A 25,451-nucleotide genomic window follows, 5' to 3' on the forward strand; every position below is an offset into this window, starting at 1 on the left:
TGGACTCCGCGGGGACCTGCTTCGTTTCGGAATGCTCTGAAGGCATGGCGCGATTTTATAGGTTCATGCGGAGTGCACGCATCAGTGGGGGAAGGTGTTTCGCCGTGGGCGAACGCTCGGCCTTGCCTGCGGTTCGCTTGACGACGATCCGGCCCGGGTGACGTCTACTGCACCGGTACCCGGATGGTCCCCGTCAAGTACCGCATGGCATGGCCGGAGATGCGGATGCGTTCGTCATCTGACTCGAGGTGCAGCACTCCGCCGCGGGCGGATGCCTGATGGGCGGTGAGCCGGTCGCGTCCGAGTTGCGCGAACCAGTAGGGGCCGAGCACGCAATGCGCGGAACCGGTCACCGGGTCTTCATCGATGCCGATGCCGGGGGCGAAGTAGCGGGACACGACGTCATGGTCCGCGTCGGGGCCGTCGCCGACTCCTGTGGCGTCGGCGGTGACGATGATCCCGTGCGGCGCGATGCGCGCCACGGCCCCGAAATCGGGGGAGATGGGGCGGATGAGGTCGGGAGATTCGACGACGGCCATCAGCATGGTCCGGCCGGAGCGCAGCTCGACGATGGCGGCGGCGTCGATGCCGAGGGCCTCGGCGATGCTCGCCCGGATGCGGCCGGCCAGGACCACGGGATCGGCGGTCATGGTGCCGCCGCGGCCGGCGTCGCCGCCCATTTCGACGTCGGCCTTCGCCTCGGCGGACAATGCGGGGGAGTCCGCGTCGAGCGGTGCGGGGCAGTCGGCGGGGAAGTCGAGCGTGTACAGATCGGGGCGCGGCACCGTGCCATCGAGCACTCCGCGCGTCCGGGTGACGCCGAGCCACCCGGACATGGTCCAGAAGTTCAGGCGGTCCGGGGAATCGCCCGGATCGTCGTCAAGCGAATCGTCCCCGTCGCAGGCCCCGAAATCCTGGCAGCCCGCATCGGCCGCGGCGAACAGGTGCGCGGCGGAGGCCAGCGTGGCGTGGCCGCACAGCTCGATCTCGGTGGTCGGGGTGAACCAGCGCAGATGATGGGCCGGGGCATTGGACGGCGCGGGCGGGGCGTCGTCGGGGATGCGGCCGACGAGGAACGCGGTCTCCGACAGGTTGTTCTCCGCCGCGATGGCCTGCAGCGTGGCGTCCGACGGCCACTGCGACAGGTGCACGACCGCCGCGGGGTTGCCGCCGAAAACCCGGTCGGTGAATGCGTCGATCTGGGCGATCTCGAGGTCCAGATGGCTCGGTGCGTGGTCCTTCGGATCCTTCATGGCACGAGGCTAGCAGCGCACGCCGATGCCGTGTTCCGGTGTGCTTGGGCACATGACGAGGAGCTGCGGGGAGCGGTGCCGAGATGCTGTGCCGACGGTATGCATGAACGGACGCCACGCAAGCGGACCTGGATCCGCAGCTCGACGGTGAGCCACCAATCAGCGCTGTTGACTATCGTGTGGGCATGTTCGAGAACGTTCCCCAAAGCTACTCAGAAAACCCGAATATCCTGCGTTGGTGGACGAATGAGCTGGACGAATTGCTTGTCCAGTTGATCGACAGGCATGCCTGGTACTGGTCCTGGTTCGCGCAGGAGGCCATTTGCCATGTCGTTGAGGAGGAAACGATCGAGCGCTGGCGAGCCGAGGATCCTCTGTGCGAGCAATACGCTTGGTACAACGTTCTGATGTACTTTGCGATTTCCCGTGCACAAGGGAAGGGGTACAGAGCCGCCGAACGGCAACCGCAAGATCGTAGGTGTTTCAAATGCGGCGATTCGTTCAATCAGGGGGAGTGTCCTGAATGGGCCGCGCGACGGCTTGGGAGCATTGAGGCGCTAAATTTCTGCCCCACCTGCTGCAAAAGTGGGTTCTTCGGAACTGTCGCAAGTGTTCGGTGCAGCAAGAAGGCGATCAAAGAGCATCTTGCTGCGCTCCATCGACTCTCGGGAGTCGTTCCCAACGCAAATTTCTTCGATGCGCCCGGTCCATTAATCGGCTTGCCGGTCGAGGTCCAAGCGGAACTGCTCGCCCTGGGGGAGACGAGGCCGGCGGTTCAGTGCATCAAATCCAAATACGGTTCTCATCTTGCGGCGTTGATTGACGCACGCGTGCTTCCGGAGGGGACGCGACGGACGTCGAGGGGCACCCAGTGCATCGCGGAGGATGGGCACGTGTGTCTTTCGCTAGGCGAGAAAATGATCGACGATTGGTTGAGCCAGCATGGCATTCCGCATACCCGGGAGCCGCACTATCCGAACTCGCCGTTGCGCGCTGATTTCAAGGTCGGTGACGCTTTGATCGAGTACTTCGGATTGGCCGGTGATCCCGAGTATGACGCGAAAACTGTTCGGAAGCGGATCCTTGCGCGCCGAGAAGGGGTACAGCTCATCGAGATCTATCCAGAGGACGTCGCCAACTTCGCTCGGTGCGAAGAACTTCTAACGGAAGCTCTCAGCCGCTTTGTCTGACGGCCGTGGGGCGGCGGGGCAATGTCCGTAATGTCATAATGTATATTATCGGACATCCGGCAAGAGGGGCCCTGCCTGCGGTTGCCCGGACATGCGTCGGGCCGGCCCCTTCATGAGGTGGCTGGCCCGTCGTCACGCACGCGTCACGCTCGCCTAGCGCTGGCGGCGCTTCCTGTTCTTGGGTTGCCGAGTGTCGGTCGCGTCGTCGTCGACGACGTTGGCCGCCGGACCGTATGGGATGCCGGCGTTCTCCGCCGCGGTGCGCACGGCGATCTCCTCGCGCAGGCGCTTGGTCTGCCACACGGTCAGCGCCATGAGGAACGCGCCGATGGCGACGAGCAGCCACATCTTCTGCCATGCGACGAAGATGACGAACGCGACGAGCAAGGCCATGCGCACCCGGCGGGCCAGAAGCATCTTCTCGTACATGGTCGGGCTCTCTTTCGCGTCGTGGTCGATATTCCGCCCCATCGGGGCGATCCGGGGCGTTTCGGGACTATACCGGAGTGACGGTTAGAAATGTCACTGTGACGAAATGTGGCCGTTTGGCTGGCCCTTGCTCGTCTGCTCGTTTACCCGGCTTCCGGCTTGCGCAGAACGATGCGCAGATTCAGCTCACCGTTCTCGTCGACCTTCGCGGCGACGAAATCCGGTGTACGCACGTTGTAGTCCAGGCGGTTGATCTCCAACGTGCCGGACATCAGCACGTGATCGCCGTGGCGCATCACCTGCAGCGGCACCGCGACGTCGTTGGTCACGCCGCGGATGGTCAGGCGGCCCGGCACCTCGACGTTCGCCGCCGTGCCGTCGTCGGGCACCGCCGACAGATCGACGTCCTCGGCGACCTCGAACCTGGCCTCCGGGTACGAGCTCGTGGTGAAGATGGTGTCGCGGACGTTGATGTCGCGCTTGGCGATGTCCGTGGTCAGCGTGGTCATGTCGACGAGGAGTTCACCCGAACGAAGCACGTCGTCGGAGATCTCGAAGGTGCCCGTCACATCGTGCGTCGACCCCGACGTGGTGCGCTGGCTGCCCGGCAGCAGCTCGTTGAACGTGAAGCCCACCGACGTGCTCGTGCCCGCGCCCGACCGCGCCACCTCCCAGGTGCCGTTGCGGTCCGTGGTCGCCGGCTCGACGTTGGCGGTGTCGACGCCACCGGTGCGCACGCCCTCCGACGTGATCACGCGGTACAAAACGGGTCCGACGATGATGATCGCCAACGCGACCACCGCCACCGCGACCAGCGTCACGATCGACTTCTTCATGCCCGAATTCATACCCGTCATGGTATCCCTTCGGTGCTCGGCGGGCCTCATCGGCTCGCCCGTCGGCCACATCAACGGCTCAGCGGAAATGCTCCAGCTCGCGCGCCTTGATCACCAGTTCGCGGCACATCGCCGCCACTTCCCCGGTATCGGCACCCTCCGACACTGCCGTTTCCACGTCCTCGGCGGCGCATCGCAGCTCGAACAGTCCATCGCGCAGCGCCGACAGGCGGGCGCCGGACATGCCTGCACCCGTCGTCCGGGCCGATGCGGCCTCGCCGGACCCGGCCATCGCCCCGGCACCGCTCCCCGACTCCCCCGGCGCCCCCGCCTTGCGGTGCTCGTAGGCCCGCTGGCGGCACGTCTGGTCGCAGTACTTGCGACGGCGGCCGCGCGGCGACAGGGCGATTTCCCTGCCGCACCATTCGCAGTGGGCGGGTTCGGTGACGGTCACGACGGCGATTATGGCACGTCCCGGTGCCCAGGGGTTATAATCGAGGGTCAGCGTTTCGGGAGCGTCGTTTCGGTGCCGCGCATCGGCCAGGTCGCCCCCGATTTCCCGTCCCATCCCCGATCATTTGGAAGAAGGGCCGCCACACCATGGCAGATCGAGTTCTTCGCGGCAGCCGCATGGGCGCCGTCTCCTACGAGACCGACCGCGACCACGACCTCGCGCCCCGCCGCATGGTCCGCTACCAGACCGACGACGGCATTTTCGAGGTCCCCTTCGCCGACGACGCCGAGATCCCCGGCGAGTGGCTGTGCAAGAACGGCCAGGTCGGCAAGCTCGTCGAGGGCGAGGGCACCGAGGCCAAGCCGGTCAAGCCGCCGCGCACCCACTGGGACATGCTCCGCGAGCGCCGTTCCATCGAGGACCTCGACGTCCTGCTCGACGAGCGCGTCGACCTCCTGCGCAAGCGCCGCCGCAACGCCGCGCGCCTGCTCAAGCAGCAGCAGGAAGCCGAGGCCGCGGAGGCCGAGGGCAAGTAGCTTCACGAAGAATCGACCCGGAAGACCGCATGGCCTTCCGGGTCGATTCGTCGTCAAGCACGGTCGCCGTGCGGCACCTACCTGCGCTTGTCGATGGCGTGCTTGGCCAGGCGGCCGACCTCGTCTGCGATGTCGCGGACCTGGCCGGCGCGGAAACCGAGGCCCCACTTGGTCACGGCGGTCAGCGAATCGGTGACGAAGCTGCCCGACAGCTTCGACTCGCCGTGGACGCGTTCGGTGAAGGTGATGGGCACCTCGCGGACGTCGAAGCCGGCGCGCACGGTCTTCCAGCCGATCTCCGTCTGGAACAGGTACGCCTCCTTGCCGATGGCGTCGAGGTCCAGCGTCTCCAGCACCTCGCGGCGGAAGGCGCGGTACCCGGCGGTGATGTCGCGGATGCCGGCGCCGAGCAGCGCCGAAATGTAGATGTTGCCGCCGCGCGACAGGATCTTGCGCGACGCCGGCCAATTCACCGTGGACCCGCCCGGCACGTAGCGCGAGCCGATGACCAGGTCGGCGCCGTCGTCGATGGCGTCGAGAAGCAGCTGCAGCTGCTCCGGGGCGTGGGAACCGTCGGCATCCATCTCGCACAGCACCCGGTAGTCGCGCTCCAGGCCCCATGCGAAGCCCGCGCGGTAGGCGCCCCACAGTCCGCTCTTGCCCTCGCGGTGCAGGACGTGGATCTGCTCGCGAGCCTCGGCGGCCAGCGCGTCGGCGACGTCGCCGGTGCCGTCGGGCGAGGAATCGTCGACGACGAGGATGTGCACGTCCGGCTGCGCATCGCGCAGTCGCCCGACGACGAGCGGCAGGTTCTCGCGCTCGTTGAACGTCGGGATGATGACGAGGGTGCTGTCACTCGGCTTGGCCACTATCGCTCCTTATGGGATTCCTGCTGGTGCTCGGTTTCGCGGCCCGCGGCGGCCGCGCGCATGGCACGGCGCACCGCACCGATCAGCGCGAGCGCGGCGAGGGCGACGATGGCCCACTCCACCGCTCCACCATACCGGGCGGCGATGGTGAGGTCGTCGCGCAGAGGCAGGTCGGCGGTGAGCACCTTCTGCTCGAAGATTTCCGTCTCCTGCTGCACCGCCCCGTCGGGGCCGACGATGGCGCTGACGCCGCTGGTCGCCGCCACGACGACGGCGCGGTCGAATTCGATGGCGCGCATGCGGCTCATTGCCAGCTGCTGGTACGTCATGTCGGTGTAGCCGAACGTGGCGTTGTTCGTCGGCGTGGCCAGGATCGTGGCGCCGTTGTTCACCGCGTCGCGGAAGGCGGGGTCGAACACCACTTCGTAGCAGGTGGCGATGCCCATGGCGATGGTCCCGGCCGCACCCCTGTCGACCTCGATGACGCCGTCGCCGGTGCCCGGCGTCATGTCGCCGGCGCGGTCGACCAGCGGGGTGATCATGCGCAGCAGATCGCGGAAGGGCATGGTCTCGCCGAAGGGCTGCAGGTAGATCTTCTCGTGGCGCTGCCCGTCGACCGGCCCCGCCTCGGGGTCCCACAGGACCATGGTGTTCTGCACGCCGTCGTCGTAGGTGAACGTGCCCACGATGATCGGCGCGTCGATGTCGCGCACGGCGGCGTCGATGATCCGCGCGGCTTCCGCATCGGTGAAGGGGCTGACGTCCGACGAATTCTCCGGCCACACCACCAGGTCCGGTTTCGGCTCCTCGCCGGCGCGGACTCGGTCGGCCAGGTCGCGGGTGGCGTCGGCGTGGTTTTCCAGCACGGCGCGGCGCTGCGCGTTGAACTCCATGCCCATCCGCGGCACGTTGCCCTGCACCGCGGCGATGCGCACGGTGCCGACGTCGTCGCCGGTCGCCGGCTGCGCCACGACGCCGATGGCCAACGGCACCAGGATCAGCGCCACGCCGGTCACCCATTGCTTGACGACGAGCGACGCGACCCCCGCAGCGGCCAATGCCGCGAGGAATCCGACGAGGGCGACTCCGCCGAGGACGGCGGCGTCGTCGAGTGGGCCGCCGAGCTGTCCCCAGCCGACGCGCAACCACGGGAAACCCCCGAAAGGCCAGCGTGCGAGCAGCGCTTCGCCGGTGAGGACCGCGGCGGCGGCGCCGACGGCGCGGACGGGCCACGGCAGATCGGCGCCGAGAATGAACCGGGCCAGCAGCACCCCCGGGATCTGCATCAGGCCCAGCGTCACGGCCAACGCGACATATGGCATGGCGCCGACGAATTCGGCGATCCACGGCAAGGCGATCATCGCGGTGACGAAGCCCCAGACGACCGCCAGGCCGACCGTTGCGCGCCACGAGGGGCGGCCGAGCAGTGCGACGAACAGCATCGCGACGCCGGCCCAGCCCAGCCACCACAGCCCAAACGGCTGGAACGACCACGCGACGAAGGCGCCGCCGATCGCGGTCAGCAGGAAACGTGCCAGGACCAGCTTCCCGCCGGACGGAAGCGTCATGCGCGCGGCTCCGGGCCCGCACCGTCGGAATCGTCGCCGTCCCGCTTGTCGCCGGAATCGTCGTCGGGACGCTCATCGATGACCCCGTCATCGGAGGCGCCGGCTCCCCTGCGCCCGCCGCGCCGGTTCTCGTCTTCTCGGGCCCAATCATCGAGCTCGCTGAGATCGTCGGGCACGTCGAAGGTGATGCGCTCGCCGGTCCCTCGGCCCAGGCGGCGGGGTGCGGAGGCGTCGTCCGTCGCAAAGCCCGGCCCGGAGGAACCGGCGGGTGCGGTCGGGTCATCGTGGTCGATGATCTCCGCGCCGTCGTCGCCGTACTTCACGCCGTACTGCTGGATCACGAACATGCTCTTCGAGCCCGTGCGCTGGAACCACGAGCCCAGCGACGCACCGCCGACCTTGCGGATCAGCCACTTCGTCGGCGGCAGGATCAGCGCCAGGCCGATCACCGTCGACACGAAACCGGGCAGCGCCAGCAACAGGCAGCCGACCATGAGCATCGCGGAATCGACCATGAGCGTGCCGGCCGAAGCGAGGGCCTTGCGGGCCTCCGTCTCGCCCGCGGCGGGATCGAAGACGGCGGCGGCCGGGTCGGACGCGTCGGCCGTGCCGGCCCTGCCTGCGGCACCGTGCCCCATCGCCTCCTGGGCGGCGATGGCGTCGTCCATGGCGCGTGCGGTCAGGCGGCGCATCTCCCACGCCGCGGCGATCACGCCGACCAGGAACAACCCGCCGAGCGCGAGGATGGCCCAGCCGAAGCCGATCCACTGGGCCACCGCGACGAACGCGGCGATTTCGACGATCAAGTACAGCAGCAGAAGGGCCCGTGACATGCGGTCCAGCCTACCGTCCCGCCGGTGCCGCCGACGCGGTGTTCGCGGGCGGCGTAAACTCGGCGGACCAGGCCGAACGTGTCCTGGATCACATCGCGTTCCGGGGTCCGGCCCAGGTCCGGGCCAGTGCGCGGGGCGCGAAACGAAAGGACCCGTCATGGGCACCTCCTTCTCCCCCTACCTCCACTTCCACGGCAACGCCGCCGAGGCGATGGCCACCTACGGTGCGATCTTCGGCGGCTCCCCCGACATCGTCACCTTCGGCCAGTTCGGCGGCGCCGATCCCGCCATCGCCGGCCAGGTCATGCACTCGTCGCTCCGCGCCGGCCCGGGGCTGCTGATCATGGCGTCCGACACCCCGTCGGAGATGGGCGGCGGTTACGACGTGGCCGGCAACACCAGTGTCGCGGTGATCTCCGATGGTGCCGACCCCGCCGACGATGCGACGCTCACCGGCTGGTGGGACGCCCTGAGCGACGGCGCGACCATCATCGCGCCGTTGGCGGAGGCGCCGTGGGGAGGCAAGTTCGGCATGCTCACCGACCGCTTCGGCGTGCGGTGGATGTTCGACATCACAGCCGTCGGCACCGGAGTGGACACAGGGGCCGGCTCGCCCGGATGACCCTGCCCGAGTAGTCGCACCGGGGTAGCTGCGCCCTATGCCGGCCGTGGCGTTTTGATCTGCAACAACTTGGTCGATTCGTGGCATGAAACCCCGATATCGGCCCGTTTCGGGGCCGGATTTGCCGCGAATCGACCGACTCGGTGCAGATCAAGATTTCACTGTGACGGGTGTGATTGCTGGTGCTCGTGTGCCGTTCGGCTGGAGTGTCCTTCGGGGTGAATGCCCGGTGCACCACGTCGCCCGAGGAGCCGCGCCCGACGGCAGCGACCCCGCTTGGGCAGCAGCGCCCGACAGGCGCGCCCGAGGTCGGCGCCGACGGCCCCCGGACCCCTCCGAACATGCCCCAATCACCGGATGAAACCGGAAACCCTGACCGAGGGGAGACATGTCCGGAGAGGACCGGGCACCGCCGGCGCCGAACGCGCGCGGGACCGGGCACCGCCGGCGCCGAACGCGCGCGGGACCGGGCACCGCCGGCGCCGAACGTGCGCGGGTCCGGCGCACGGCAGAACCAAACCCGCCGCGCTACCTGTCCTCGAGATCGCCCTCCGTTTCCAGGAAGGTCCGGCGCAGCAGCTCGAGGCGCCCATCGTCCGGGTTTTCCCACATCTCGCGGTCGGCGGCCTCGAGCAACCGCTCCGAGATGTCGTGCAGGGCCCACGGGTTCGACTTGTCGAAGAACTCGCGGTTGGCGGGATCGGCGACGTATTCGTCGGTGAGCGTCTCGTACATCCAGTCGTCCATGACGCCGGTGGTGGCGTCGTAGCCGAAGAGGTAGTCGACGGTGGCGGCCATCTCGAACGCGCCCTTGTATCCGTGCGCGCGCATGGCGGCCATCCACCGCGGGTTGACCACGCGGGCGCGGAAGACGCGGCGGGTCTCCTCATGGAGGGTGCGGGTGCGCACGGCATCGGGCCGCGTCGAGTCGCCGACGTAGGCCTCCGGGTCCGTGCCGGTCAGGGCGCGGACGGTGGCGATCATGCCGCCGTGGAACTGGTAGTAGTCGTCGGAATCGGCGATGTCGTGCTCGCGGGTGTCGGCGTTTTTCGCGGCGACCTGGATGCGGCGGTAGGCCGTGCGCATCTCGTCGGCGGCGGGCGCGCCATCGACGCCGCGGCCGTAGGCGTAGCCGCCCCAGGTGGTGTACACGGCGGCGAGGTCCTCGTCGTCGTGCCACGAACCGGAGTCGATCAACTGCAGCAGGCCCGCCCCGTAGGTGCCCGGCTTGGAGCCGAAGATGCGGCGGGGCCTGGGCTTTGCGACGCCGCCGGTCTCCCCCGCTCCGGCGTGCCCGCCGGATTCGGCCGTCTCCGGATCGTCGGCGAGTGCGTGCGCCCGGATGAAGTTGACCTCATCGGGTTCGTCGAGGCCGGCCACGAGGGCGATGGCGTCGTCAAGCAAATCGATGACGTGCGGGAACGCATCGCGGAAGAAACCGGAGATGCGGACGGTGACGTCGATGCGCGGGCGGCCCAGTTCCTCGGCGGGGATGACCTCCAGGCCGGTGATGCGCCGCGACGCCTCGTCCCACACCGGGCGCACGCCGATGAGCGCCAGGACCTCGGCGATGTCGTCGCCGGACGTGCGCATGGCCGAGGTCCCCCACACCGACAGACCGACCGATGCCGGATACTCGCCGCCGTGGTCGGCGCGGTAGCGGTCGATGAGGCCATCGGCCAGGCGCTCGCCGGTCTCCCACGCCAGCCGCGACGGGATCGCCTTCGGATCGACCGAGTAGAAGTTGCGGCCGGTGGGCAGCACGTTGACCAGGCCGCGCAACGGCGAACCGGAGGGGCCCGCCGGGATGAAACCACCGTCGAGGGCGTGGAGGATCCGCGGGATTTCGCCGGCGGTCGCCGCCAGCCGCGGCAGGATTTCGTCGCGGGTGAAGGACAGAAGCTTGACGACGTCCTCCCGCACCTCCGGATCCAGCGCATGGGCGCCGATGGCGTCGTCGGCGAGTGCGCCGAGGTCGACGGCCGGATCGGCGATGAGCGCGGTGATCAGCGCCGTGGCGATGGCGTCGATGCGATCGACGTCGGCGCGGGCGTCGCCGCCGTCTTCGGCGAGTCCCAGCGTTTCGCGCAGGCCCGGCAGCGTGAACTCGCCGCCCCACAGCTGGCGGGCGCGCAGCATCGTGGACACGGTGCCGGAGAGGTCCTCCCCCGACGGCGCGCGGCCGAGGATGTGCAGGCCGCCGCGGATGGCGGCGTCCTTGATCTCGCACAGCCACCCGTCGACGTGCATGAGCATGTCGTCGAAGACGTCCTCGTCGGGACGCTGATCCCAGCCGAGGTCGCGGTCCATCTGCGCCGCCGAGATGAGCGTCCAGATCTCCTGGCGGATCGCAGGCAGCTTCGCCGGATCCATGGCGGAGATGTTCTGGTGCTCGTCGAGGAGCTGCTCCAGGCGGGTGATGTCGCCGTAGGACTCGGCGCGGGCCATCGGCGGAATCAGGTGGTCGACCAGCGTGGCGTGGGCGCGGCGCTTGGCCTGTGTGCCCTCGCCGGGGTCGTTGACCAGGAACGGGTAGATCAGCGGCAGATCGCCGATGGCCTGGTCCGGGCCGCACGACGCCGACAGTCCGACTGTCTTGCCCGGCAGCCACTCCATGTTGCCGTGCTTGCCCATGTGGATCACCGCGTCGGCGCCGAAGCCCCCGGCCTCGGCCGCACGGGCCAGCCAGTGGTAGCAGGCCAGGTAGTGGTGGGTCGGCGGCAGATCGGGGTCGTGGTAGATGCCCACGGGATTGTCGCCGAAACCGCGCGGCGGCTGCACCATGACCACGACGTTGCCGAAGCGCAGACCGGCGATGTAGATGTCGCCGCTGTCCGGGTGGACGTACAGCGAGCCGGGGGCCTCGCCCCAGTGGTCGATCATGGTTTCGCGCAGGTCCAACGGCAGCGTCTCGAAGTGCTCGGCGTAGACGTCGGCGGGCAGGCGCAGCTCGTTGGCGGCCATGACCTTCTCGGTCAGCCAATCCGGGTCCTGGCCGCCGGCGTCGATGATGGCGTGCATGAACGCATCGGCCGCGGCGGTGCGCGCCTCGGCGTCGCCGTCGCGCTCGGCGGCGGCGTAGGCGGCGAATCCGGGGATGGCGGTGACGTCGCCGAGGTCGTAACCGGCGTTGTGCAGGGCATGAAGGACCTTCAGCGTCGACGCCGGGGTGTCCAGACCGACGGCGTTGCCGATGCGGGCGTGCTTGGTCGGGTAGGCCGACAGCATGACCACGATCTTCTTGTCGGCGTTGGCCAGGTGCCGCAAGCGCGCGTGGCGCACGGCGATGCCGGCCAGACGGGTGCAGCGTTCGTAGTCGGGGACGTAGGCGATCAGGTCGTCGGCGTCGATCTCCTTGAACGAAAACGGCACCGAGATCAGTCGGCCGTCGAACTCGGGGACCGCGACCTGGGTGGCCACGTCCAGCGGCGTCAGGCCCTCGTCGTTGTCCTCCCACGCGTCGCGCGGCGAGGTCAGCGCCAGGCCCTGGATGATCGGGATGTCCAGCTCCGCCAGCGCGGCGACGTCCCACGTGCCGTCGTCGCCGCCGGCCTGGGCCAGCGCCGGGCGGTTGCCGCCCGCGGCGAGCACCGTGGTGATCAGCGCGTCGCAGGTGCCCAGTTCGGCGAGCAGGTCGTCGCCGGCGGTGCGCAGCGATGCGGCGTACAGGGGCTTGGCGACGGCCCCCCGCTCCTCGATGGCCTCGCACAAGGCCGAGACGTAGGCCGTGTTGCCCGCCAGGTGCTGGGCGCGGTAGTAGATCACGCCGATGGTCGGGGCGGCCGCGTCGGTGTCGGCGTCGGCGTCGGTGGTCGCGGGGCCGTGGCCCGATCCCCACGTGCGCTCGAGGCGGCCCCAGGCGGGCAGCCGCTTCGGCTCCGCGAAGCCCAGGCCGGTGAACAGCAGGGTGTCCGACAGGAAGTTGTGCAGCTGAACCAGGTTGTCGGCGCCGCCCTCGGCGAGATACGCGTGGGCCGTGGTGGCGACGTTGGCGGGGACGGTCGAATACTCCGTCAATTCCGCGTCGGGGGCCTGTTCACCGGAGACCAGCACCGTCGGCACGCCCGAGGCGATGACCGCGTCGATGCCCTCCTCCCACGCGCGCCGCCCGCCGAGGAGACGGATGACGGCGACGTCGCAGCGGTCGAGGAGGCCGGGCAGGTCGTCGTCGAGCAAACGGGAGGGATTCGCCCACCGGAACCGGACGTCCTCCCCCGATGCGGTCGCGGCCCTGGCGGACAGGAGATCGGTGTCGGACGTGGAGAGCAGCAAAATCATCGTGGCTGCGCGCCTTTCCCGGGGATTTTCGCGCCCCGTGGCAAGCTTCCCGGGCTGCGGGGGTCTGACTTTCACAGTGGCGCGACCGTCCGGAATTTCACCGGCTTCCCCAGCACCCGGGTCGGGTGGATGTTACTTCCGGGCAGCCTACCCCGGCCCGGAAGCGATGCGGGCTACGCGCCCCCGAAACCGAGCGCCGGCAGCGCGCCGAGGCCCGGGATCGCCGCCTGCTGCGGCAGGGCCGGGGCCTGCGGGGCGGCCGGTGCGGCGGGAGCTCCCGGCGCCTCCGGGGATTCGGGTGCGGCCGGCCCCTCGGGTGCGGAGGCCCCGGGCAGCTCCGGCGCCCCCGGCAGCGTCGGGGTCAGCGAGCCGGGCATGCCCGGGATCGTGGGCTGGTGGCCCGGCGCCAGGTGCGACCACATGAAGTCGATGGACGGGATGAGCTGGGACAGCATCGGCACGATGTGGTTGGCGGCCGTCTTGCCCGGGATGGACGTGGTGGGGTCCTCGACGTATTTCAGGTCCGCACCCCCGGCCGTCCACGCGTCGCGGATCTTGCGGATCTGGTTGACCGGGATGATGTCGTCGTGGACGCCGGCGTAAAGCATCGTCGGGTGCGTCGGCGTGCGCTTGCCCAGTTCCTGGCGCTCGAGCTCGTCGATGATGAACGGGTACCGCTCGAAGATGACCTCCTTGAGCGACTCCCCGGTGGCGGTGAAGTCCTTGGTGCTGCGGAAGCCCGAATCGAAGATCGAACCGCCGACGCACAGGCCGTCGGAGGCGTCGAGCCAGCGGCGGCCGCCGTCGTTGAGGTCGCGCGCGTAGACGTGCGCGTTCTCCGCAACCCAGCCGGACGTGCCGCCGCCCTGCGAGTACCCGTGCAGGCCGACCGGGGCGGCCGGGTCGACGCCCAGTCCCCGTGCGGCGATGGCGGCGTCGAGCAGCGACTGGCCGGAGGAGATGTTATCGACGTACTCCTGCGATCCGGTGTCCGGGTTGCGGTGGTGGTCGATGATGACCCCTGCGGCGCCGCGGGAGAGGTGCTCGGCGGCGAGGATGAGCGCGGATGCCGTGCCGATGCCGTGCCGATGGCGACGACGGTGCGGCGGCAACGGTTCATGTGCGAAAACTCGTGGCGTGTGGTGCGTGACGACGATGCGGCGGGGTGGTGCTGCGCCGCGGGGATGGGGGCGGCGTGCGGGGTGAATGGCGCTGCGATGTGACGGAGGTTACATCGGCGTAAGTTCCGATACATTGGTTTCGGCGAAAAAGAGTTTCGCCCCGATGGGGCCGCGCCGGGCCGTCGTCAAGCGGCACCGGGAACGGGGCCGGCCGGACGTATGATCGGGGCATGGACATGCCCGCCAGCCGGCCCGAATCACCCCGCCCCGAACGCGACCGCCCGGACGGCTGCCCCGGCGCCCGCCGCGTGCACGTCGCCGCCGACGGCGCGATCGGGCGACTGCGCTTCCCCGGTGGATCCCTGCCCGCGCCGGGGTTCGCCGTACTCGCCGATCTCGCCGAGAGTTTCGGTGACGGCGACATCCACTTCACCTCCCGCGGCAACGTGCAGATCCGCGGCATCCGCGACGTGTCGGGCTTCGCCGACGCCGCCGAGGAAGCGGGGATGCTCCCCCACCCCGCCCACGATCGCGTGCGCAACATCCTGCAGTCGCCCATGACCGGCCGCGTCGGCGGGCTCGATGACGTCTCGGAGCTGGTGCACGCCTTCGACGACGCGTTGTGCGCCGACGAGTCGCTGGCGTCGCTGCCGGGCCGCACCCTGTTCGCCATCGACGACGGCCGCGGCGACGTCCTCGGCGAGGCTCCCGACCTGGGGCTGGTCGCGTTGGGCGGCGGCGAGTACGAGCTCGTCGTGGCCGGCGCACCCGCGGGCATCTCCGTACCTCGCGAGCGTGCCGTCCCTGCGCTGCTGTCGGCGACGCGCGCGTGGGCCGAGGTTCGCGGCGAGGCGTGGCGCGTGGCGGAATCCGGTCTGGCCGACCGGATCATCGCCATGACCTCCGAAGCCATGGGAGTCGACGCCGGGGAAGCCTCCGACGCCGAGTCCTTTGCCTTTGCCCACCCGGGCACCGCGCAGATCGGCTGGATCGATCAACCCGACGGACTGGTCAGCCTCGCCGCGGGCCTGCGCTTCGGCGTGCTGCCGGCGCGGTTGGCCCGCGCGATCTCCCACACGCGCGTGCCGGTGCACGTCACCCCCTGGTACTCGCTGATCCTCCACGACCTGGAGGAACCCGTCGCCGAGCAGGTCGTGCGCGTCATGGCGCCCAATGGCCTGGTGTTCGACCGCAAGTCGACGTGGCTCAACGTCTCCGCCTGCACCGGCCGCCCCGGGTGCCCGAAGTCGCTGTCCGACACCCGCGGCGACGCCGCCCACGCCATCGCGCAGGCCCGGCTGCCCGAAGGCCGCGTGCACTTCTCCGGCTGCGAGCGCCGGTGCGGCAAGCCGAAGGGCGGTTTCGTCGATTACCTCGCCATCGACGACGGCGAGTACGAGGTCACCTCGGTCGATTGACCGGTCGGCTGACTGGTGGACGGCCCGGCCGCTGACCGGGCCCCGGCCCCGTATGCGCCTCCTGATCGCTGTTCGACCGTTGCCGTGGCTTAACCTGTCCGCATGACAGGCTTCGACTACGTAACGGACGGCGCGGCGATCTACCGCGAGTCGTTCTCCATCATCCGCGCCGAGTCCGACCTGGGGCGTTTCTCGACCGAGGAGGAGGTCGTCGCCGTGCGGATGATCCACGCTGCCGGCCAGACGGACCTCGCCGGGGACATCGTGTTCTCCCCCGGCGCCGTCGCCGCCGCCCGGGCCGCGCTGGAGGCCGGCAAGCCGATCTTCACCGACGTCACGATGATCGCCTCCGGCATCACGCGCCGCCGCCTGCCCGCGGACAACGAGGTGATTTGCACGCTGCACGACGAACGCACCCCCGGCTTGGCCGCCGAACTCGGCACGACCCGCACCGCCGCCGCCGTCGACCTGTGGGGCGAGAACCTCGAGGGTGCCGTGGTGGCCATCGGCAACGCCCCGACCGCGTTGTACCACCTGCTCGACCGCCTGCGCGCGGGCGAGCTGCCGATGCCGGCGGCCGTGCTGGCCATCCCGGTCGGCTTCGTCGGCGCCGTGGAATCCAAGCAGGCGACCATCGACGTCGCCCACGAGATCCCGGGTCTGAACTACATCACCGTCACCGGCCGCCGCGGCGGTTCGGCCATCACCTGCGCGGCGCTCAACGCGCTGGCCACGAAGCAGGAGATCCTGCCGTGACCGCCGCCGCTGCGAGCGCGGCCGCGGTCGAACCCGGCCACCTCTACGGCGTCGGGCTCGGCCCCGGGGATCCAGGCCTGATCACGCGCCGTGGCGCGGACGTCATCGCCGCCGCCGACGTCGTCGCCTTCCACGCCGGCCCGCACGGGCGCTCGACGGCGCGGCGCATCGCGGCGGAGCTTCTCGACGGCCGGGCCGCTGCGGGTCGTCCGGCGGCCATCGAGGAATTGCTGGTGTATCCGGTCACCCGCGGCGGCGATGCCGAGGGATACGCCGAGCAGATGGGCGCCTTCTACGCGGAGGCGACGCAGCGGCTGGCCGGGCATTTGTCGGCCGGGCGTTCCGTGGCTGTGCTCTCCTTGGGCGATCCCATGCTGTACAGCTCCTACCAGCACCTTCACCGCGCGCTGGAGGGCGACTTCCCGGCGCACGTGATCCCCGGCGTGCCCAGCGTCACCGCCGCCGCGGCCGAGCTGGCCCACCCCTTGGCCGAGGGCGCCGACATCCTGTCGATCCTCCCGGCCACCGCCGGCCGCGAGCGCCTTGCCGGCGCCGCGGAGGCCGCCGATTGCCTGGTGATCATGAAGCTCGGCGGCCACGTCGACGAGGTCCGCGAGGTCCTGCACGGCGCCGGCATGCTCGACCGGGCGCGCGTGGTCGTCCGCGCGACCATGGGCGACGGTTGGACCGCGCCGCTGGCGGACGTCAACGCCGCGGACGTCCCCTACTTCGCGGTGGTCGTCGTGGGTGCGGTGCCTTACGACGGTCCCGATCACGGCGTGCGCGTCGAATCGCGCGGGACGGTGGCCGATGCTTCCCCCGCCGCTGCCTCCGCCCCTGCCCCAGGGGGCATGGGCGAGGTCGTGGTCATTGGCCTCGGCCCCGGCCCGGACCGCTGGCTCACCCCGGAGGCGGCGGAGGAACTCGAGCGGGCCACCGACGTCGTGGGCTATTCGACCTACGTCGCCCGCGTCCCGGAGCGCCCCGGCCAGACCAAGCACATGTCCGACAACCGCGTCGAGGGCGAACGGGCGGCGATGGCGCTGGACCTGGCGAAATCCGGGGCAAAGGTGGCCGTCGTCAGCTCCGGCGACGCCGGCGTGTTCGCCATGGCCGCCGCCGTGCTGGAAACCGCGGACGACGAGCCGTGGCGGGACGTCCCCGTGCGGATCGTGCCCGGCATGACCGCTGCCCAGGCCGTGGCCAGCCGCGTCGGAGCGCCGCTGGGCCACGACTTCGCCATGCTGTCGCTGTCCGACCGGTTGAAGCCGTGGGCGACCGTCGAAAAGCGCCTGCGTGCGGTGCTCGGCGCGGACATGGCCTTCGCCGTGTACAACCCGGCGTCGAAGACGCGGCGCGCCCAGGTCGTGGCGCTTCGCGACCTCGTCGCCGAATACCGCGACCCGGGCACCCCCGTCATCGTCGCCCGTGCGGTCGGTGCGCCCGAGGAGAAGGTCACCGTCACCACCGTCGCCGACCTCGACCCGGAGGTCGTGGACATGCGGACCATGCTCATCGTCGGCGCATCGTCGACGAAGGCGTACGCGGGCGTCGACGGCGTGCGCGTGTTCACCGCCCGCCACTACGGCGGCGGTGGCTTCGCCGGCACCGGGGCACTCGGCGGGGACCGCTGAGCGATCGGCCGACCGGGTGTGGCCGACTAGGCCTGGCCGACTACGCGCGGCCGCGGGTGATCGCGTCGAAGGCGCGGTCCACGGAATCGGCGACGTAGGCGATGCCCTTGCCCGGCAACTCCGGGCGCTGCACCATGATCACCGGCTTGCGCAGGTCGCGGGCCGCCTCGATCTTGGCGTAGGTCTGGGCGCCGCCGGAATTCTTGGTCACCAGGCAGTCCACCGCGTAATCGCGCATGATCTTGCGCTCCCCGGCCACGTCGAAGGGCCCGCGGGTGAGCACGACCTTCCGGTTGCGCGGCAGCGGGCCGGTGGGCTGTTCGACGCAGCGGATCAGGTACCGGCCCTCGTCGTCGGCGGCGAAGTGCGACAACTGCTGGCGGCCGATGGTCAAAAACGGCGCGGCGAAACGCGTCCGCGCGAGTTCGGCGGCCGCGGCCATGTCCGGCACCTCCAGCCACTCGTCGCCGCGCTCCTTCTCCCACGCCGGCCGGTGCAACGCGACCAACGGCAGACCGGTGGCGCGCGCCGCCTCCGCCGCCGACGCGCTGATGCGCTCGGCGAAGGGGTGGGTGGCGTCCACGATGACTTCGGTGGCGTCGGCGAGCAACCACTTGGTCAAGCCCGCCGGCCCGCCGAAACCGCCGATGCGCACGTGGCCCACCGGCAACTTCGGCTCCGCCACCCGGCCGGCCAGCGAGGACGTGACGTGCCAGCCGACGTCGACCAGCCTCTTGGCCAGCGCCCGGGCCTCGCCGGTGCCGCCCAGGATCAGTGCCCGCACGTCAGGGTCCTCCCCTCGGCGTCGCGGGGACGGCCGTCGGAGTACAGGTAGCTGTCCGGGAAGCCCTCCGCGCCGAGCACGCGCCCGACGACGATGACGGCGGTGCGGGTCACGCCCGCCTCCTTGACCTGCCCCGCGATGTCGCCGAGCGTGCCGCGCAGGATGGTCTCCTCCGGACGCGATGCGAAGGCCACCACGGCCACGGGGCAATCGACGCCGTAGTGCGGCTCGAGCTCGGCGACGACGCGGTCGATGTCGTGGGCCGCCAGGTGGATGCACAGCGTGGCGCCGGTGCGGCCGAAGTTCTCCAGCGTCTCGCCCTCCGGCATCGCCGACGCGCGGCCGGAGACGCGGGTCAGGATCACCGACTGCCCCACAGTAGGCACCGTCAGCTCATGGCCCAGTGCGGCGGCGACGGCGGAGAACGACGCCACGCCGGGCACGATCTCGTAGTCGATGCCCAGCGCCGTCAGCCGCCGCGCCTGCTCGGCCAGGGCCGACCACACCGACGGGTCGCCGGACTGGAGGCGGGCGACGTCCTTGCCCTCGGCGTGGGCGCGCTCGATGACGGCGACGATGTCCTCCAGCGGCATCCGCGCGGTGTTGATCACCTCGGCGTCGTCGGGGCAGTTCGCCAGCACCTCCGGCGGCACGATCGACCCGGCGTACAGGCACACCGGGCAGGAGCGGATGAGCCGGTCGGCGCGCAGCGTCAGCAAATCCGCCGCACCCGGCCCCGCCCCGATGAAGTACACGGTCACTGGCCCTGCTCCCCTTCCGCTGCGGCGCCCTGCGCCACCTGCTTGTCGACGATCCACTGCACCACCGGCAACGCCGGCCGCCATGCGGTGAACGCCCCAACCTTACCGGCGCGTTCGACGCCGATCCGGTGGACCTGGCCGCCGAAGCGCGAGCGGGCGTCCCACAGCACGGCCTCGGACTCCAGGGTGACCGTGTTGGCCACCAGGCGGCCGCCCGGGGCGAGCGATTCCCAGCACGCCTCGATCATCCCGTCGGCGGTCAGGCCGCCGCCGATGAAGATTGCGTCGGGGGCGGAGGCGCGGGCGTCGTCAAGCAACGCGAGTGCTTCGGGCGCGGACCCGTGGACCACGCGCACGCCACCGGACAAAACCGCGACGTTGCCGTCGATGCGCGCGGCGCGGTCGGCGTCGCGCTCGATGCAGATGGCGCGGCCGCCGTGTCGCGCCCATTCGATGGCGATGGAGCCGGTGCCGCCGCCGACGTCCCACAGCAGCGCACCGGGGCGCGGTCCCAGGGCGGCGACGGTGAGTTCCCGGATGGGGCTCTTGGTCAGCTGGCCGTCGGTGTCGAAGGCGGTGTCGGGCAGCCACCCGCGCGGTGGGCCGGCGGGTTCGACCGCGAGGATGGTCAGGTTCCCGGCCGGTACCGGGGGCTTGGCGACGGTTCCCCGCGCAATCGTCTCCGGGTACGGCCCGGCGTCCCCGCCGCCGACGTTGGTCAGGGCCGTGAGGACGGTGCCCGGGCGATCGGCCAGGGCGGCGGCGACGAGGGCGACGGAGCCGGCGTCGCGGCACAGCACCAGGAAGGGGCGGCCGGCGTCGGCGACGGGCACCACGGCCCCGGCACCGGCGGCACCAGCGGGGCCGGTGACCAGCGAGACCACCGGCGTGGCGTCGAGGGCCCAGCCCAGGCGGGCGCACGCCAGCGACGCCGACGACGGCGCCGGGTGGACCTCGATGGCGTCGGCGCCGAGCTCGCGGACCAGCGTCGTGCCGATGCCGTGGAACATCGGATCGCCGCTGGCCAACACCACGTCGGTGTCCGGCTGGAGGTCGGCGAGGACCTCCGCCCAGCGGCGCCAGTACCCCTCGGGCCATTCGACGCGCTCGGCGGCGATGGCGCCGGCCGCGTCTCCGACGTCGAGGAGCCCGAGCTGCCGGGGCGCGCCGATGATGCGGCGGGAGCCGGCCAGGATGCGCAGGGCCCGGGCGGTCAGCCCGTCGAGGCCGTCGCAACCGATGCCGACGACGCGGAGGCGGGCGCGCGTCATCGCGGCATCTTCCTCCAGATCGACCGCGGCGTGAATCGGGTGGCGCGGGCCAGGAAGCCCAGGCGCGCGGGAATCCACACGTCGAGCTTGCGGCCGTCGAGAGCGGTGACGGAGGCGGCGGCGACCTGGGCGGGCGTCGACGACATCGGCGCCGGCGTCATGCCCTCGGTCATCCGGCCGATGACGAAGCCCGGCCGGGCGATGGTCAGCTGCACCGGGCTGCCGTGCAGGCGGTCCTGCATGCCCTGCAGGAAACCGTCGAGGCCGGCCTTCGCCGAACCGTAGACGTAGTTGGCGCGGCGCACGCGGGCTCCGGCGATCGACGAAAACGCCAGGATGCGCCCGGCCACGCCGTCGCGGACGGGCAGTTCGCCGGAGGCGGCCGCGGCCTCCATGCGGGCGACGAGCTCCGTGGCGATGGCGGCGTGCGCCGTGAAGTCGGTGTGGATGATCCGGGCGGTCTCCGCGCCGGACTCCTCGCAGGCGGCCTGGTCGCCGAGAATGCCGAACGCGATGACGGCGGTGTCCACCGGTGCGTGCGACCACGCCTCGTCGAGGACGAGGGTGTGGGAGGCCAGGTCGTCGGCGTCGAAGAACACGCGGTGCACGGCGACTGCGCCGGCGTCGGTCAGGCGCTTGGCGATGCCGTCGAGCGCGTCGACCCGCCGCGCCGCCAACGTCACCGTGTTGTGGTTTGCCAGGCGCGCGGCGACCTCGCCGCCGATCTCGCTGGTGCCGCCAAGGATGAGCACGTGCCCCATGCCTAGTTCTCCCCCTCGTCCGATGCGGCCGAACCGGCGGCGCCGTTTCCTGTGACCCCTGTGGCCGCGACCAGCTCATGCGGGCCGCGGTTGAGCGGTTCGCAGCCGTCGTCGGTGACCACGACGATGTCCTCCAGGCGCATGCCGAAGTCCTCCTCGAAGTACAGGCCCGGCTCGACGGAAAACGCCATGCCCGGCTCGAGCACCAGGTCGTTGCCCTCCATGATGAACGGCTCCTCGTGCAGGCTCAGGCCGATGCCGTGGCCGGTGCGGTGGATGAACGCATCCCCGTGGCCGGCCGCGGAAATCGCATCGCGGGCGGCGGCGTCGATGGACGCGGCGGTCACGCCCGGCCGCACCGCCGCCACGGCTGCCTCCTGCGCCGCGCGCAACACCTCCCACGCGGCCGTCGCCCGCTCCGGGGCCTGCCCGACCACGTAGGTGCGGGTGCAGTCGGAGTGGTAGCCCACTCCCCAGGTGCCGCCGATGTCGACGACCACGACGTCACCGTCGCAAAGCTCCCTGCCCGAGAAATCGTGGTGCGGGTTCGCCCCATTGGGGCCCGAACCGACGATGACGAAGTCGACCGCGGTGTGGCCCTCCTCGAGGATCGCCGCGGACAACTCGGCGGCGATGGCCTCCTCGGTGCGCCCGGCGCGCAGCATGCCCGGCACGCGGGCGTGGACGCGGTCGATGGCGGCGCCGGCGTCGCGGAGCTGATCGATCTCCGCGGCGTCCTTGCGCATGAACAGCTCGCGCAGCGTGTCCCCGGCCAGCACCGGGGCCGCCCCGGTGAGCCCCAGGATCGGCAGCAGGTGGTCCGCGGTCAGCGACGCGCCGACGCCGAGGATGTCGCCCTCGTTGAGGCCCAGCGCGTCGGCGGCCAGCCGGTGCGGATCCTCGCCGTCGGCCCACAGCACCACGTCGACGTCGAGATCCGGCACCGCCGACGCCGGCAGGTCTCCGCGCTCCACGGCCGGCAGGATCAGGGTCGGCCGGGCCGTGTCACCATCGCCGGGCTTTGCGACGGGGACGACCACGCACGTCAGGCGCTCATGCGAGCTGACCCTCGACCCGATGAGGTACTCCAGATCGGGGCCGGTGCCGAAGACCAGGCCGCCGATGCCGCGGTCGGCGGCCAGGCGGGCGGCGCGGGCCAGGCGCTCGGCGTACACGTTCGATGGAAAGAGTGATTCCGTCATATCGACCACGATAGACCCCGACAAAGGTATTTTGATGGCATGAACTACCGCCCGGACCCGTTGACCAGGATCATGGCCCGAGCCGCCCGCGGCATCATGACGATGCCCGAGCCGTTGCTGCGGCTGATCGCACGCCCGCCCCGCAACGGCAGGGGGTACCTGCTCGACGCGGACGTGGCCATGTCGCTGGCGCTGCTGAAGATCATCGGATCCGGCAAAGGCATCGGCGAGCTGGAGGCGGCCGAAGCCCGCCACGAAATCGACCGGGAGGCCTACCTGGCCGGCGGCCCGGGCCCGAAGGTGCGCACCCGCGACGAGGAGATCGCCGGGGTGCCCGTGCGCCGCTACTTCGGTTTCCCACTGGCCGACGCCACCGCGCCGGCCGTCCTGTACTTCCACGGCGGTGGGTGGGCGCTGGGGTCGCTGGACTCGCACGATGCCCCGTGCCTGCGCCTGGCGGAGGCGGCCGGCGTCGACGTCATCTCCGTCGACTACCGCCTGGCCCCCGAGCACCCCTTCCCCGCCGGGCTCGACGACGCGATGGCGGTGTACGAAACGCTGATCGGGCAGGGCCGCCGGGTGGCGGTTATGGGCGACTCCGCCGGCGCCAACTTCGCCGCCGTGATCTGCCTGGAAGCCAAGCGCCGCGGCCTGCCGCAACCGGCGCTGCAGGCGCTGCTGGCCCCGGTGACCGACCTGACCGCGTGGATCGGGCCGCGCGACGGCTGGACCGGCAGCGGCCGCGAATTCGAGGAAGGGTACTTCCTGACCTCCGTCAACATGGTCGCCTACGCCGAGCTCTACGTCGGCGACGGGACGCCGGGGTCGGCCGATCGCGAGCTGGCCGCCGATCCGCGGGTCTCTCCCCTGTTCGCCGAGGACCTGTCCGGGCTGGCGCCCGCATACGTCGCGCTGGCGGGATTCGACCCGCTGCGCGACGAGGGCGAGGCCTACGCTGCGCGCCTGGCGGAAGCCGGTGTGCCGGTCAGCGTGAAGATGCACCGCGGCATGGTCCACCCATTCATCAATTCCCCCGGCCTGTGGCGCACCTCGCGCCGGGCCATCGACGAACTCGCCGGCGCCGTGCGTCTGGCTCTGGAGGTCAGGCAATGACGGACACGACGAACGGCACCCCGAACGGCTCGCTGAACGACTCCACCGACGCCACCGGCCCCACCAACGGTGCTGCGGCCCATGACGCCGCTCCCGACGCCACGCCCGACCCCACCAGCGACCGCCCGACCCTCGGCGACCCCCGCCCGCTGGCCGTGGTCACCGGCGCGGCCTCCGGCATCGGCCGCGGCCTGGCCATCTCGCTGGCCGCCGACGGTTTCCGCGTGGCCATGGCCGACCGCAACGCCGCGGGCCTGGAGGAGGTGAAGCGGGCGGCGCGCCGGGCGGCGGTGGCCGGCGGCCATCGCGCCGCCGGGCCGGGCGGGCATCCCGTCGTCGACGCCACCGCACTGGACATCGCCGATTTCGACGAGGTGAAGGGATGGGCCGACGCTGTCGTCGCAAAACACGGGGCCCCGACGGACGTGTACAACGCCGCCGGAATCTCCGTGTGGGGCGACCCCACCACCCTGCCGCACGCCAAATGGCGCGGCGTCATCGACATCAACCTCATGGGCACCATCCACATCGTCGAGGCATTCACCCCCGCCATGGCCGACGCCGGCCGCGGGCGGCTGATCTGCGTGTCCTCGGCCGCCGGCATCCTTGGCCTGCCCTGGCACGGCGCGTATTCCGCGTCGAAGGCCGGCGTGCTCGGTTTGTGCGAGGTGCTGCGCTTCGACCTCGCGCCGAAGGGCATTTCCGTCCACGCCGTCGCACCCGGCGCCGTGGACACCCCGCTCGTGCGCACCATCGACATCCACGGCATCGACCGCGGCGCCCCGCGCGTGGCCAAGGCGACGAAGCTCTTCCAGGGCCACGCGATCTCGCCGGCGAAGGCCGCCGCGATCATCCGCTACGAGGTCGACGCCGGCACGTACCTCATCGCCACCTCCCACGACGTGCCCCTCGGCCGCTGGGCGCAGGTGAACATGCCGTGGGCGTACCGCGGCGTGATGAAGGCCCTGAACAAGGGCCTGCGCTGGGCCGCCGACGGCGCCGAGGCGACGTAGCCGCCGACTACCGCTTTTCGTCGGCCGGCGTGCCCAGCACGTGGAGTGCGGTGGCCAGGCCGTCGTAATGCGTGATCAGCTGCACCAGTGCCACGCATTCGCGGTCGGACAGGTGGCGGGACAGTGCGGCCCAGGCGGCGTCGTCGACGTCCCGCTTTGCGACGAGCTGATCGGCAACCGCGATCATCGCCCCGCGACGTCCGGTGAATCCGTGATCGCGGCGGTCGACGGCGGCGATTTCCGCGTCGGTCAAGCCCGCGCGCTTGCCGATGACCCGGTGGTGGTCGCGCTCATAATCCGCCCCGCGGCCGTGGGCGACGCGCAGGATGATCAGCTCGGTGTCGGTGCGGGAGAGCTCGCCGAAGGGCATCATCGTCGCCGAGTAGATCAGCCAGCCGCGGAACAGGCGCTTGGCGCGGCCGATGGTGGCGAAGACGCCGAGGCGCTTGCGGCCGGTCGCGCGGGCGCCGATCGCTTCGATGGCGCCGTTGACGAGGCCGAGTTGCTTGCGCGTGCCCGGCCCCGGGCGGCCGCTGGGCAGCGGCGGGCTGGCGGGGCGGTCGAGGTCTGCGTCGCCGGGCCGCGTGTGGCCGGAATGCCGATTGCCGGGGTGTCCGTTGCCGGGAGCTGCGTGGTCGGGGTGTCCGTTGCCGGGGGAAGTATCGTCCATGAAACCAGGTTAGGTGGGAGTGGCCGGCGGCGCAGGCGAACCGGGCATTGGACCCGGTCGGCGAGTCGGACCGCCGCAT

The 25,451-nt window shown here is 70.9% G+C and carries 23 protein-coding genes and 1 riboswitch; of the genes, 8 read left to right on the forward strand and 15 right to left on the reverse strand.

The annotated features are described in order from the left end of the window. Positions 1 to 164: 164 nt before the first annotated feature. Positions 165 to 1,253 carry a PhzF family phenazine biosynthesis protein gene (locus CX1_RS10325; protein ID WP_052753111.1) on the reverse strand — a complete coding sequence of 363 codons (1,089 nt, stop codon included), beginning with the start codon at positions 1,251 to 1,253 and terminating at the stop codon, positions 165 to 167. Between the two features lie 185 nt (positions 1,254 to 1,438). Here CX1_RS10325 and CX1_RS12470 point away from each other — a divergent pair, with 185 nt between their 5' ends. Continuing rightward, on the forward strand, positions 1,439 to 2,443 hold the full coding sequence (locus tag CX1_RS12470) for a hypothetical protein (RefSeq protein WP_146780741.1): 1,005 nt from the start codon (positions 1,439 to 1,441) through the stop codon (positions 2,441 to 2,443). Positions 2,444 to 2,596: 153 nt separating this feature from the next. On the opposite strand, the gene CX1_RS10335 is transcribed toward CX1_RS12470, so the two are convergent. From CX1_RS10335 to CX1_RS10345, 3 genes are all read right to left on the reverse strand, one after another. Next, a complete protein-coding gene (locus CX1_RS10335) occupies positions 2,597 to 2,914 on the reverse strand; it encodes a hypothetical protein (protein WP_046649981.1) in 318 nt (105 codons plus the stop codon). Positions 2,915 to 3,015: 101 nt separating this feature from the next. Beyond that, positions 3,016 to 3,720, reverse strand: a complete 705-nt coding sequence (locus CX1_RS10340; protein ID WP_046649988.1) for a YceI family protein — start codon at positions 3,718 to 3,720, stop codon at positions 3,016 to 3,018. A gap of 67 nt (positions 3,721 to 3,787) precedes the next feature. Further along, complete coding sequence (locus CX1_RS10345) at positions 3,788 to 4,162, reverse strand: hypothetical protein (RefSeq protein ID WP_082719310.1); 375 nt, start codon at positions 4,160 to 4,162, stop codon at positions 3,788 to 3,790. 146 nt (positions 4,163 to 4,308) lie between these two features. Between CX1_RS10345 and CX1_RS10350 the strand changes: the two genes are divergently transcribed. Continuing rightward, positions 4,309 to 4,698: an RNA polymerase-binding protein RbpA gene (locus CX1_RS10350; RefSeq protein ID WP_046649980.1), complete on the forward strand. Its 390-nt coding sequence runs from the start codon at positions 4,309 to 4,311 to the stop codon at positions 4,696 to 4,698. A gap of 77 nt (positions 4,699 to 4,775) precedes the next feature. Here the strand turns inward: CX1_RS10350 and CX1_RS10355 are convergent, their stop codons facing one another. Genes CX1_RS10355 through CX1_RS10365 form a run of 3 tightly spaced genes read right to left on the reverse strand, consistent with a single transcriptional unit; the run spans position 4,776 to position 7,968 of the window. Further along, positions 4,776 to 5,567, reverse strand: a complete 792-nt coding sequence (locus CX1_RS10355) for a polyprenol monophosphomannose synthase (RefSeq protein WP_046649979.1) — start codon at positions 5,565 to 5,567, stop codon at positions 4,776 to 4,778. Beyond that, entirely contained in the window at positions 5,567 to 7,135 is a 1,569-nt protein-coding gene (gene lnt / locus CX1_RS10360; RefSeq protein ID WP_046649978.1) for an apolipoprotein N-acyltransferase, read from the reverse strand. Before lnt ends, CX1_RS10355 begins: the two co-directional genes overlap by 1 nt. Continuing rightward, complete coding sequence (locus tag CX1_RS10365) at positions 7,132 to 7,968, reverse strand: FxsA family protein (RefSeq protein WP_046649977.1); 837 nt, start codon at positions 7,966 to 7,968, stop codon at positions 7,132 to 7,134. Before CX1_RS10365 ends, lnt begins: the two co-directional genes overlap by 4 nt. Before the next feature lie 157 nt (positions 7,969 to 8,125). On the opposite strand from CX1_RS10365, the gene CX1_RS10370 reads away from it, so the two are divergent. Beyond that, complete coding sequence (locus CX1_RS10370) at positions 8,126 to 8,590, forward strand: VOC family protein (protein WP_046649976.1); 465 nt, start codon at positions 8,126 to 8,128, stop codon at positions 8,588 to 8,590. A gap of 528 nt (positions 8,591 to 9,118) precedes the next feature. On the opposite strand, the gene cobN is transcribed toward CX1_RS10370, so the two are convergent. Next, complete coding sequence (gene cobN / locus CX1_RS10375) at positions 9,119 to 12,868, reverse strand: cobaltochelatase subunit CobN (RefSeq protein ID WP_060925635.1); 3,750 nt, start codon at positions 12,866 to 12,868, stop codon at positions 9,119 to 9,121. Then, positions 12,839 to 12,978: riboswitch (cobalamin riboswitch) on the reverse strand. (Overlaps the previous gene by 30 nt.) Positions 12,979 to 13,041: 63 nt before the next feature. Beyond that, on the reverse strand, positions 13,042 to 13,980 hold the full coding sequence (locus CX1_RS10380; RefSeq protein ID WP_060925636.1) for a lipase family protein: 939 nt from the start codon (positions 13,978 to 13,980) through the stop codon (positions 13,042 to 13,044). A 239-nt stretch (positions 13,981 to 14,219) separates the two neighbouring features. Between CX1_RS10380 and CX1_RS10385 the strand changes: the two genes are divergently transcribed. From CX1_RS10385 to cobJ, 3 genes are all read left to right on the forward strand, one after another. After that, positions 14,220 to 15,407: a precorrin-3B synthase gene (locus tag CX1_RS10385; protein WP_240941414.1), complete on the forward strand. Its 1,188-nt coding sequence runs from the start codon at positions 14,220 to 14,222 to the stop codon at positions 15,405 to 15,407. Between the two features lie 102 nt (positions 15,408 to 15,509). Next, entirely contained in the window at positions 15,510 to 16,163 is a 654-nt protein-coding gene (locus CX1_RS10390) for a precorrin-8X methylmutase (protein WP_046651566.1), read from the forward strand. Further along, complete coding sequence (gene cobJ / locus CX1_RS10395) at positions 16,160 to 17,797, forward strand: precorrin-3B C(17)-methyltransferase (protein ID WP_060925637.1); 1,638 nt, start codon at positions 16,160 to 16,162, stop codon at positions 17,795 to 17,797. Before CX1_RS10390 ends, cobJ begins: the two co-directional genes overlap by 4 nt. A 40-nt stretch (positions 17,798 to 17,837) precedes the next feature. Here the strand turns inward: cobJ and CX1_RS10400 are convergent, their stop codons facing one another. From CX1_RS10400 to CX1_RS10420, 5 genes are read right to left on the reverse strand one after another with little or no spacing between them, the layout of a single operon-like run. Next, positions 17,838 to 18,581 carry a cobalt-precorrin-6A reductase gene (locus CX1_RS10400; protein WP_046651338.1) on the reverse strand — a complete coding sequence of 248 codons (744 nt, stop codon included), beginning with the start codon at positions 18,579 to 18,581 and terminating at the stop codon, positions 17,838 to 17,840. Beyond that, positions 18,569 to 19,342 carry a precorrin-4 C(11)-methyltransferase gene (gene cobM, locus CX1_RS10405; RefSeq protein WP_046651337.1) on the reverse strand — a complete coding sequence of 258 codons (774 nt, stop codon included), beginning with the start codon at positions 19,340 to 19,342 and terminating at the stop codon, positions 18,569 to 18,571. Before cobM ends, CX1_RS10400 begins: the two co-directional genes overlap by 13 nt. Then, positions 19,339 to 20,613 carry a bifunctional cobalt-precorrin-7 (C(5))-methyltransferase/cobalt-precorrin-6B (C(15))-methyltransferase gene (locus CX1_RS10410; protein ID WP_046651336.1) on the reverse strand — a complete coding sequence of 425 codons (1,275 nt, stop codon included), beginning with the start codon at positions 20,611 to 20,613 and terminating at the stop codon, positions 19,339 to 19,341. Before CX1_RS10410 ends, cobM begins: the two co-directional genes overlap by 4 nt. Continuing rightward, entirely contained in the window at positions 20,610 to 21,374 is a 765-nt protein-coding gene (locus CX1_RS10415) for an SDR family NAD(P)-dependent oxidoreductase (protein ID WP_046651335.1), read from the reverse strand. The genes CX1_RS10410 and CX1_RS10415 overlap by 4 nt, the downstream gene beginning before the upstream one ends. 2 nt (positions 21,375 to 21,376) lie before the next feature. Continuing rightward, positions 21,377 to 22,576 carry a M24 family metallopeptidase gene (locus CX1_RS10420; RefSeq protein WP_113570081.1) on the reverse strand — a complete coding sequence of 400 codons (1,200 nt, stop codon included), beginning with the start codon at positions 22,574 to 22,576 and terminating at the stop codon, positions 21,377 to 21,379. A gap of 39 nt (positions 22,577 to 22,615) precedes the next feature. Here CX1_RS10420 and CX1_RS10425 point away from each other — a divergent pair, with 39 nt between their 5' ends. Continuing rightward, positions 22,616 to 23,689, forward strand: a complete 1,074-nt coding sequence (locus tag CX1_RS10425) for an alpha/beta hydrolase (protein ID WP_046651334.1) — start codon at positions 22,616 to 22,618, stop codon at positions 23,687 to 23,689. Beyond that, positions 23,686 to 24,702, forward strand: a complete 1,017-nt coding sequence (locus CX1_RS10430; protein WP_082719305.1) for an SDR family oxidoreductase — start codon at positions 23,686 to 23,688, stop codon at positions 24,700 to 24,702. The genes CX1_RS10425 and CX1_RS10430 overlap by 4 nt, the downstream gene beginning before the upstream one ends. Positions 24,703 to 24,709: 7 nt before the next feature. Here CX1_RS10430 and CX1_RS10435 read toward each other — a convergent pair whose 3' ends face one another. Continuing rightward, entirely contained in the window at positions 24,710 to 25,372 is a 663-nt protein-coding gene (locus CX1_RS10435; protein WP_113570080.1) for a carboxymuconolactone decarboxylase family protein, read from the reverse strand. Between the last annotated feature and the right edge of the window lie 79 nt (positions 25,373 to 25,451).

The sequence above is a fragment of the Corynebacterium xerosis NBRC 16721 = ATCC 373 genome (assembly GCF_001552415.1).
GTDB lineage: Bacteria > Actinomycetota > Actinomycetes > Mycobacteriales > Mycobacteriaceae > Corynebacterium > Corynebacterium xerosis.

What these genes read in the sequence shown, in the direction of transcription:
- CX1_RS10325 (WP_052753111.1), bottom strand. Translation starts at nt 1,253, where the DNA reads ATGAAGGATCCGAAGGACCACGCACCGAGCCATCTGGACCTCGAGATC.
- CX1_RS12470 (WP_146780741.1), top strand. Translation starts at nt 1,439, where the DNA reads ATGTTCGAGAACGTTCCCCAAAGCTACTCAGAAAACCCGAATATCCTG.
- CX1_RS10430 (WP_082719305.1), top strand. Translation starts at nt 23,686, where the DNA reads ATGACGGACACGACGAACGGCACCCCGAACGGCTCGCTGAACGACTCC.
- CX1_RS10435 (WP_113570080.1), bottom strand. Translation starts at nt 25,372, where the DNA reads ATGGACGATACTTCCCCCGGCAACGGACACCCCGACCACGCAGCTCCC.
- CX1_RS10385 (WP_240941414.1), top strand. Translation starts at nt 14,220, where the DNA reads ATGGACATGCCCGCCAGCCGGCCCGAATCACCCCGCCCCGAACGCGAC.
- CX1_RS10420 (WP_113570081.1), bottom strand. Translation starts at nt 22,576, where the DNA reads ATGACGGAATCACTCTTTCCATCGAACGTGTACGCCGAGCGCCTGGCC.
- CX1_RS10390 (WP_046651566.1), top strand. Translation starts at nt 15,510, where the DNA reads ATGACAGGCTTCGACTACGTAACGGACGGCGCGGCGATCTACCGCGAG.
- CX1_RS10335 (WP_046649981.1), bottom strand. Translation starts at nt 2,914, where the DNA reads ATGGGGCGGAATATCGACCACGACGCGAAAGAGAGCCCGACCATGTAC.
- CX1_RS10340 (WP_046649988.1), bottom strand. Translation starts at nt 3,720, where the DNA reads ATGAATTCGGGCATGAAGAAGTCGATCGTGACGCTGGTCGCGGTGGCG.
- CX1_RS10425 (WP_046651334.1), top strand. Translation starts at nt 22,616, where the DNA reads ATGAACTACCGCCCGGACCCGTTGACCAGGATCATGGCCCGAGCCGCC.
- CX1_RS10410 (WP_046651336.1), bottom strand. Translation starts at nt 20,613, where the DNA reads ATGACGCGCGCCCGCCTCCGCGTCGTCGGCATCGGTTGCGACGGCCTC.
- cobN (WP_060925635.1), bottom strand. Translation starts at nt 12,868, where the DNA reads ATGATTTTGCTGCTCTCCACGTCCGACACCGATCTCCTGTCCGCCAGG.
- CX1_RS10370 (WP_046649976.1), top strand. Translation starts at nt 8,126, where the DNA reads ATGGGCACCTCCTTCTCCCCCTACCTCCACTTCCACGGCAACGCCGCC.
- CX1_RS10350 (WP_046649980.1), top strand. Translation starts at nt 4,309, where the DNA reads ATGGCAGATCGAGTTCTTCGCGGCAGCCGCATGGGCGCCGTCTCCTAC.
- CX1_RS10365 (WP_046649977.1), bottom strand. Translation starts at nt 7,968, where the DNA reads ATGTCACGGGCCCTTCTGCTGCTGTACTTGATCGTCGAAATCGCCGCG.
- lnt (WP_046649978.1), bottom strand. Translation starts at nt 7,135, where the DNA reads ATGACGCTTCCGTCCGGCGGGAAGCTGGTCCTGGCACGTTTCCTGCTG.
- CX1_RS10415 (WP_046651335.1), bottom strand. Translation starts at nt 21,374, where the DNA reads ATGGGGCACGTGCTCATCCTTGGCGGCACCAGCGAGATCGGCGGCGAG.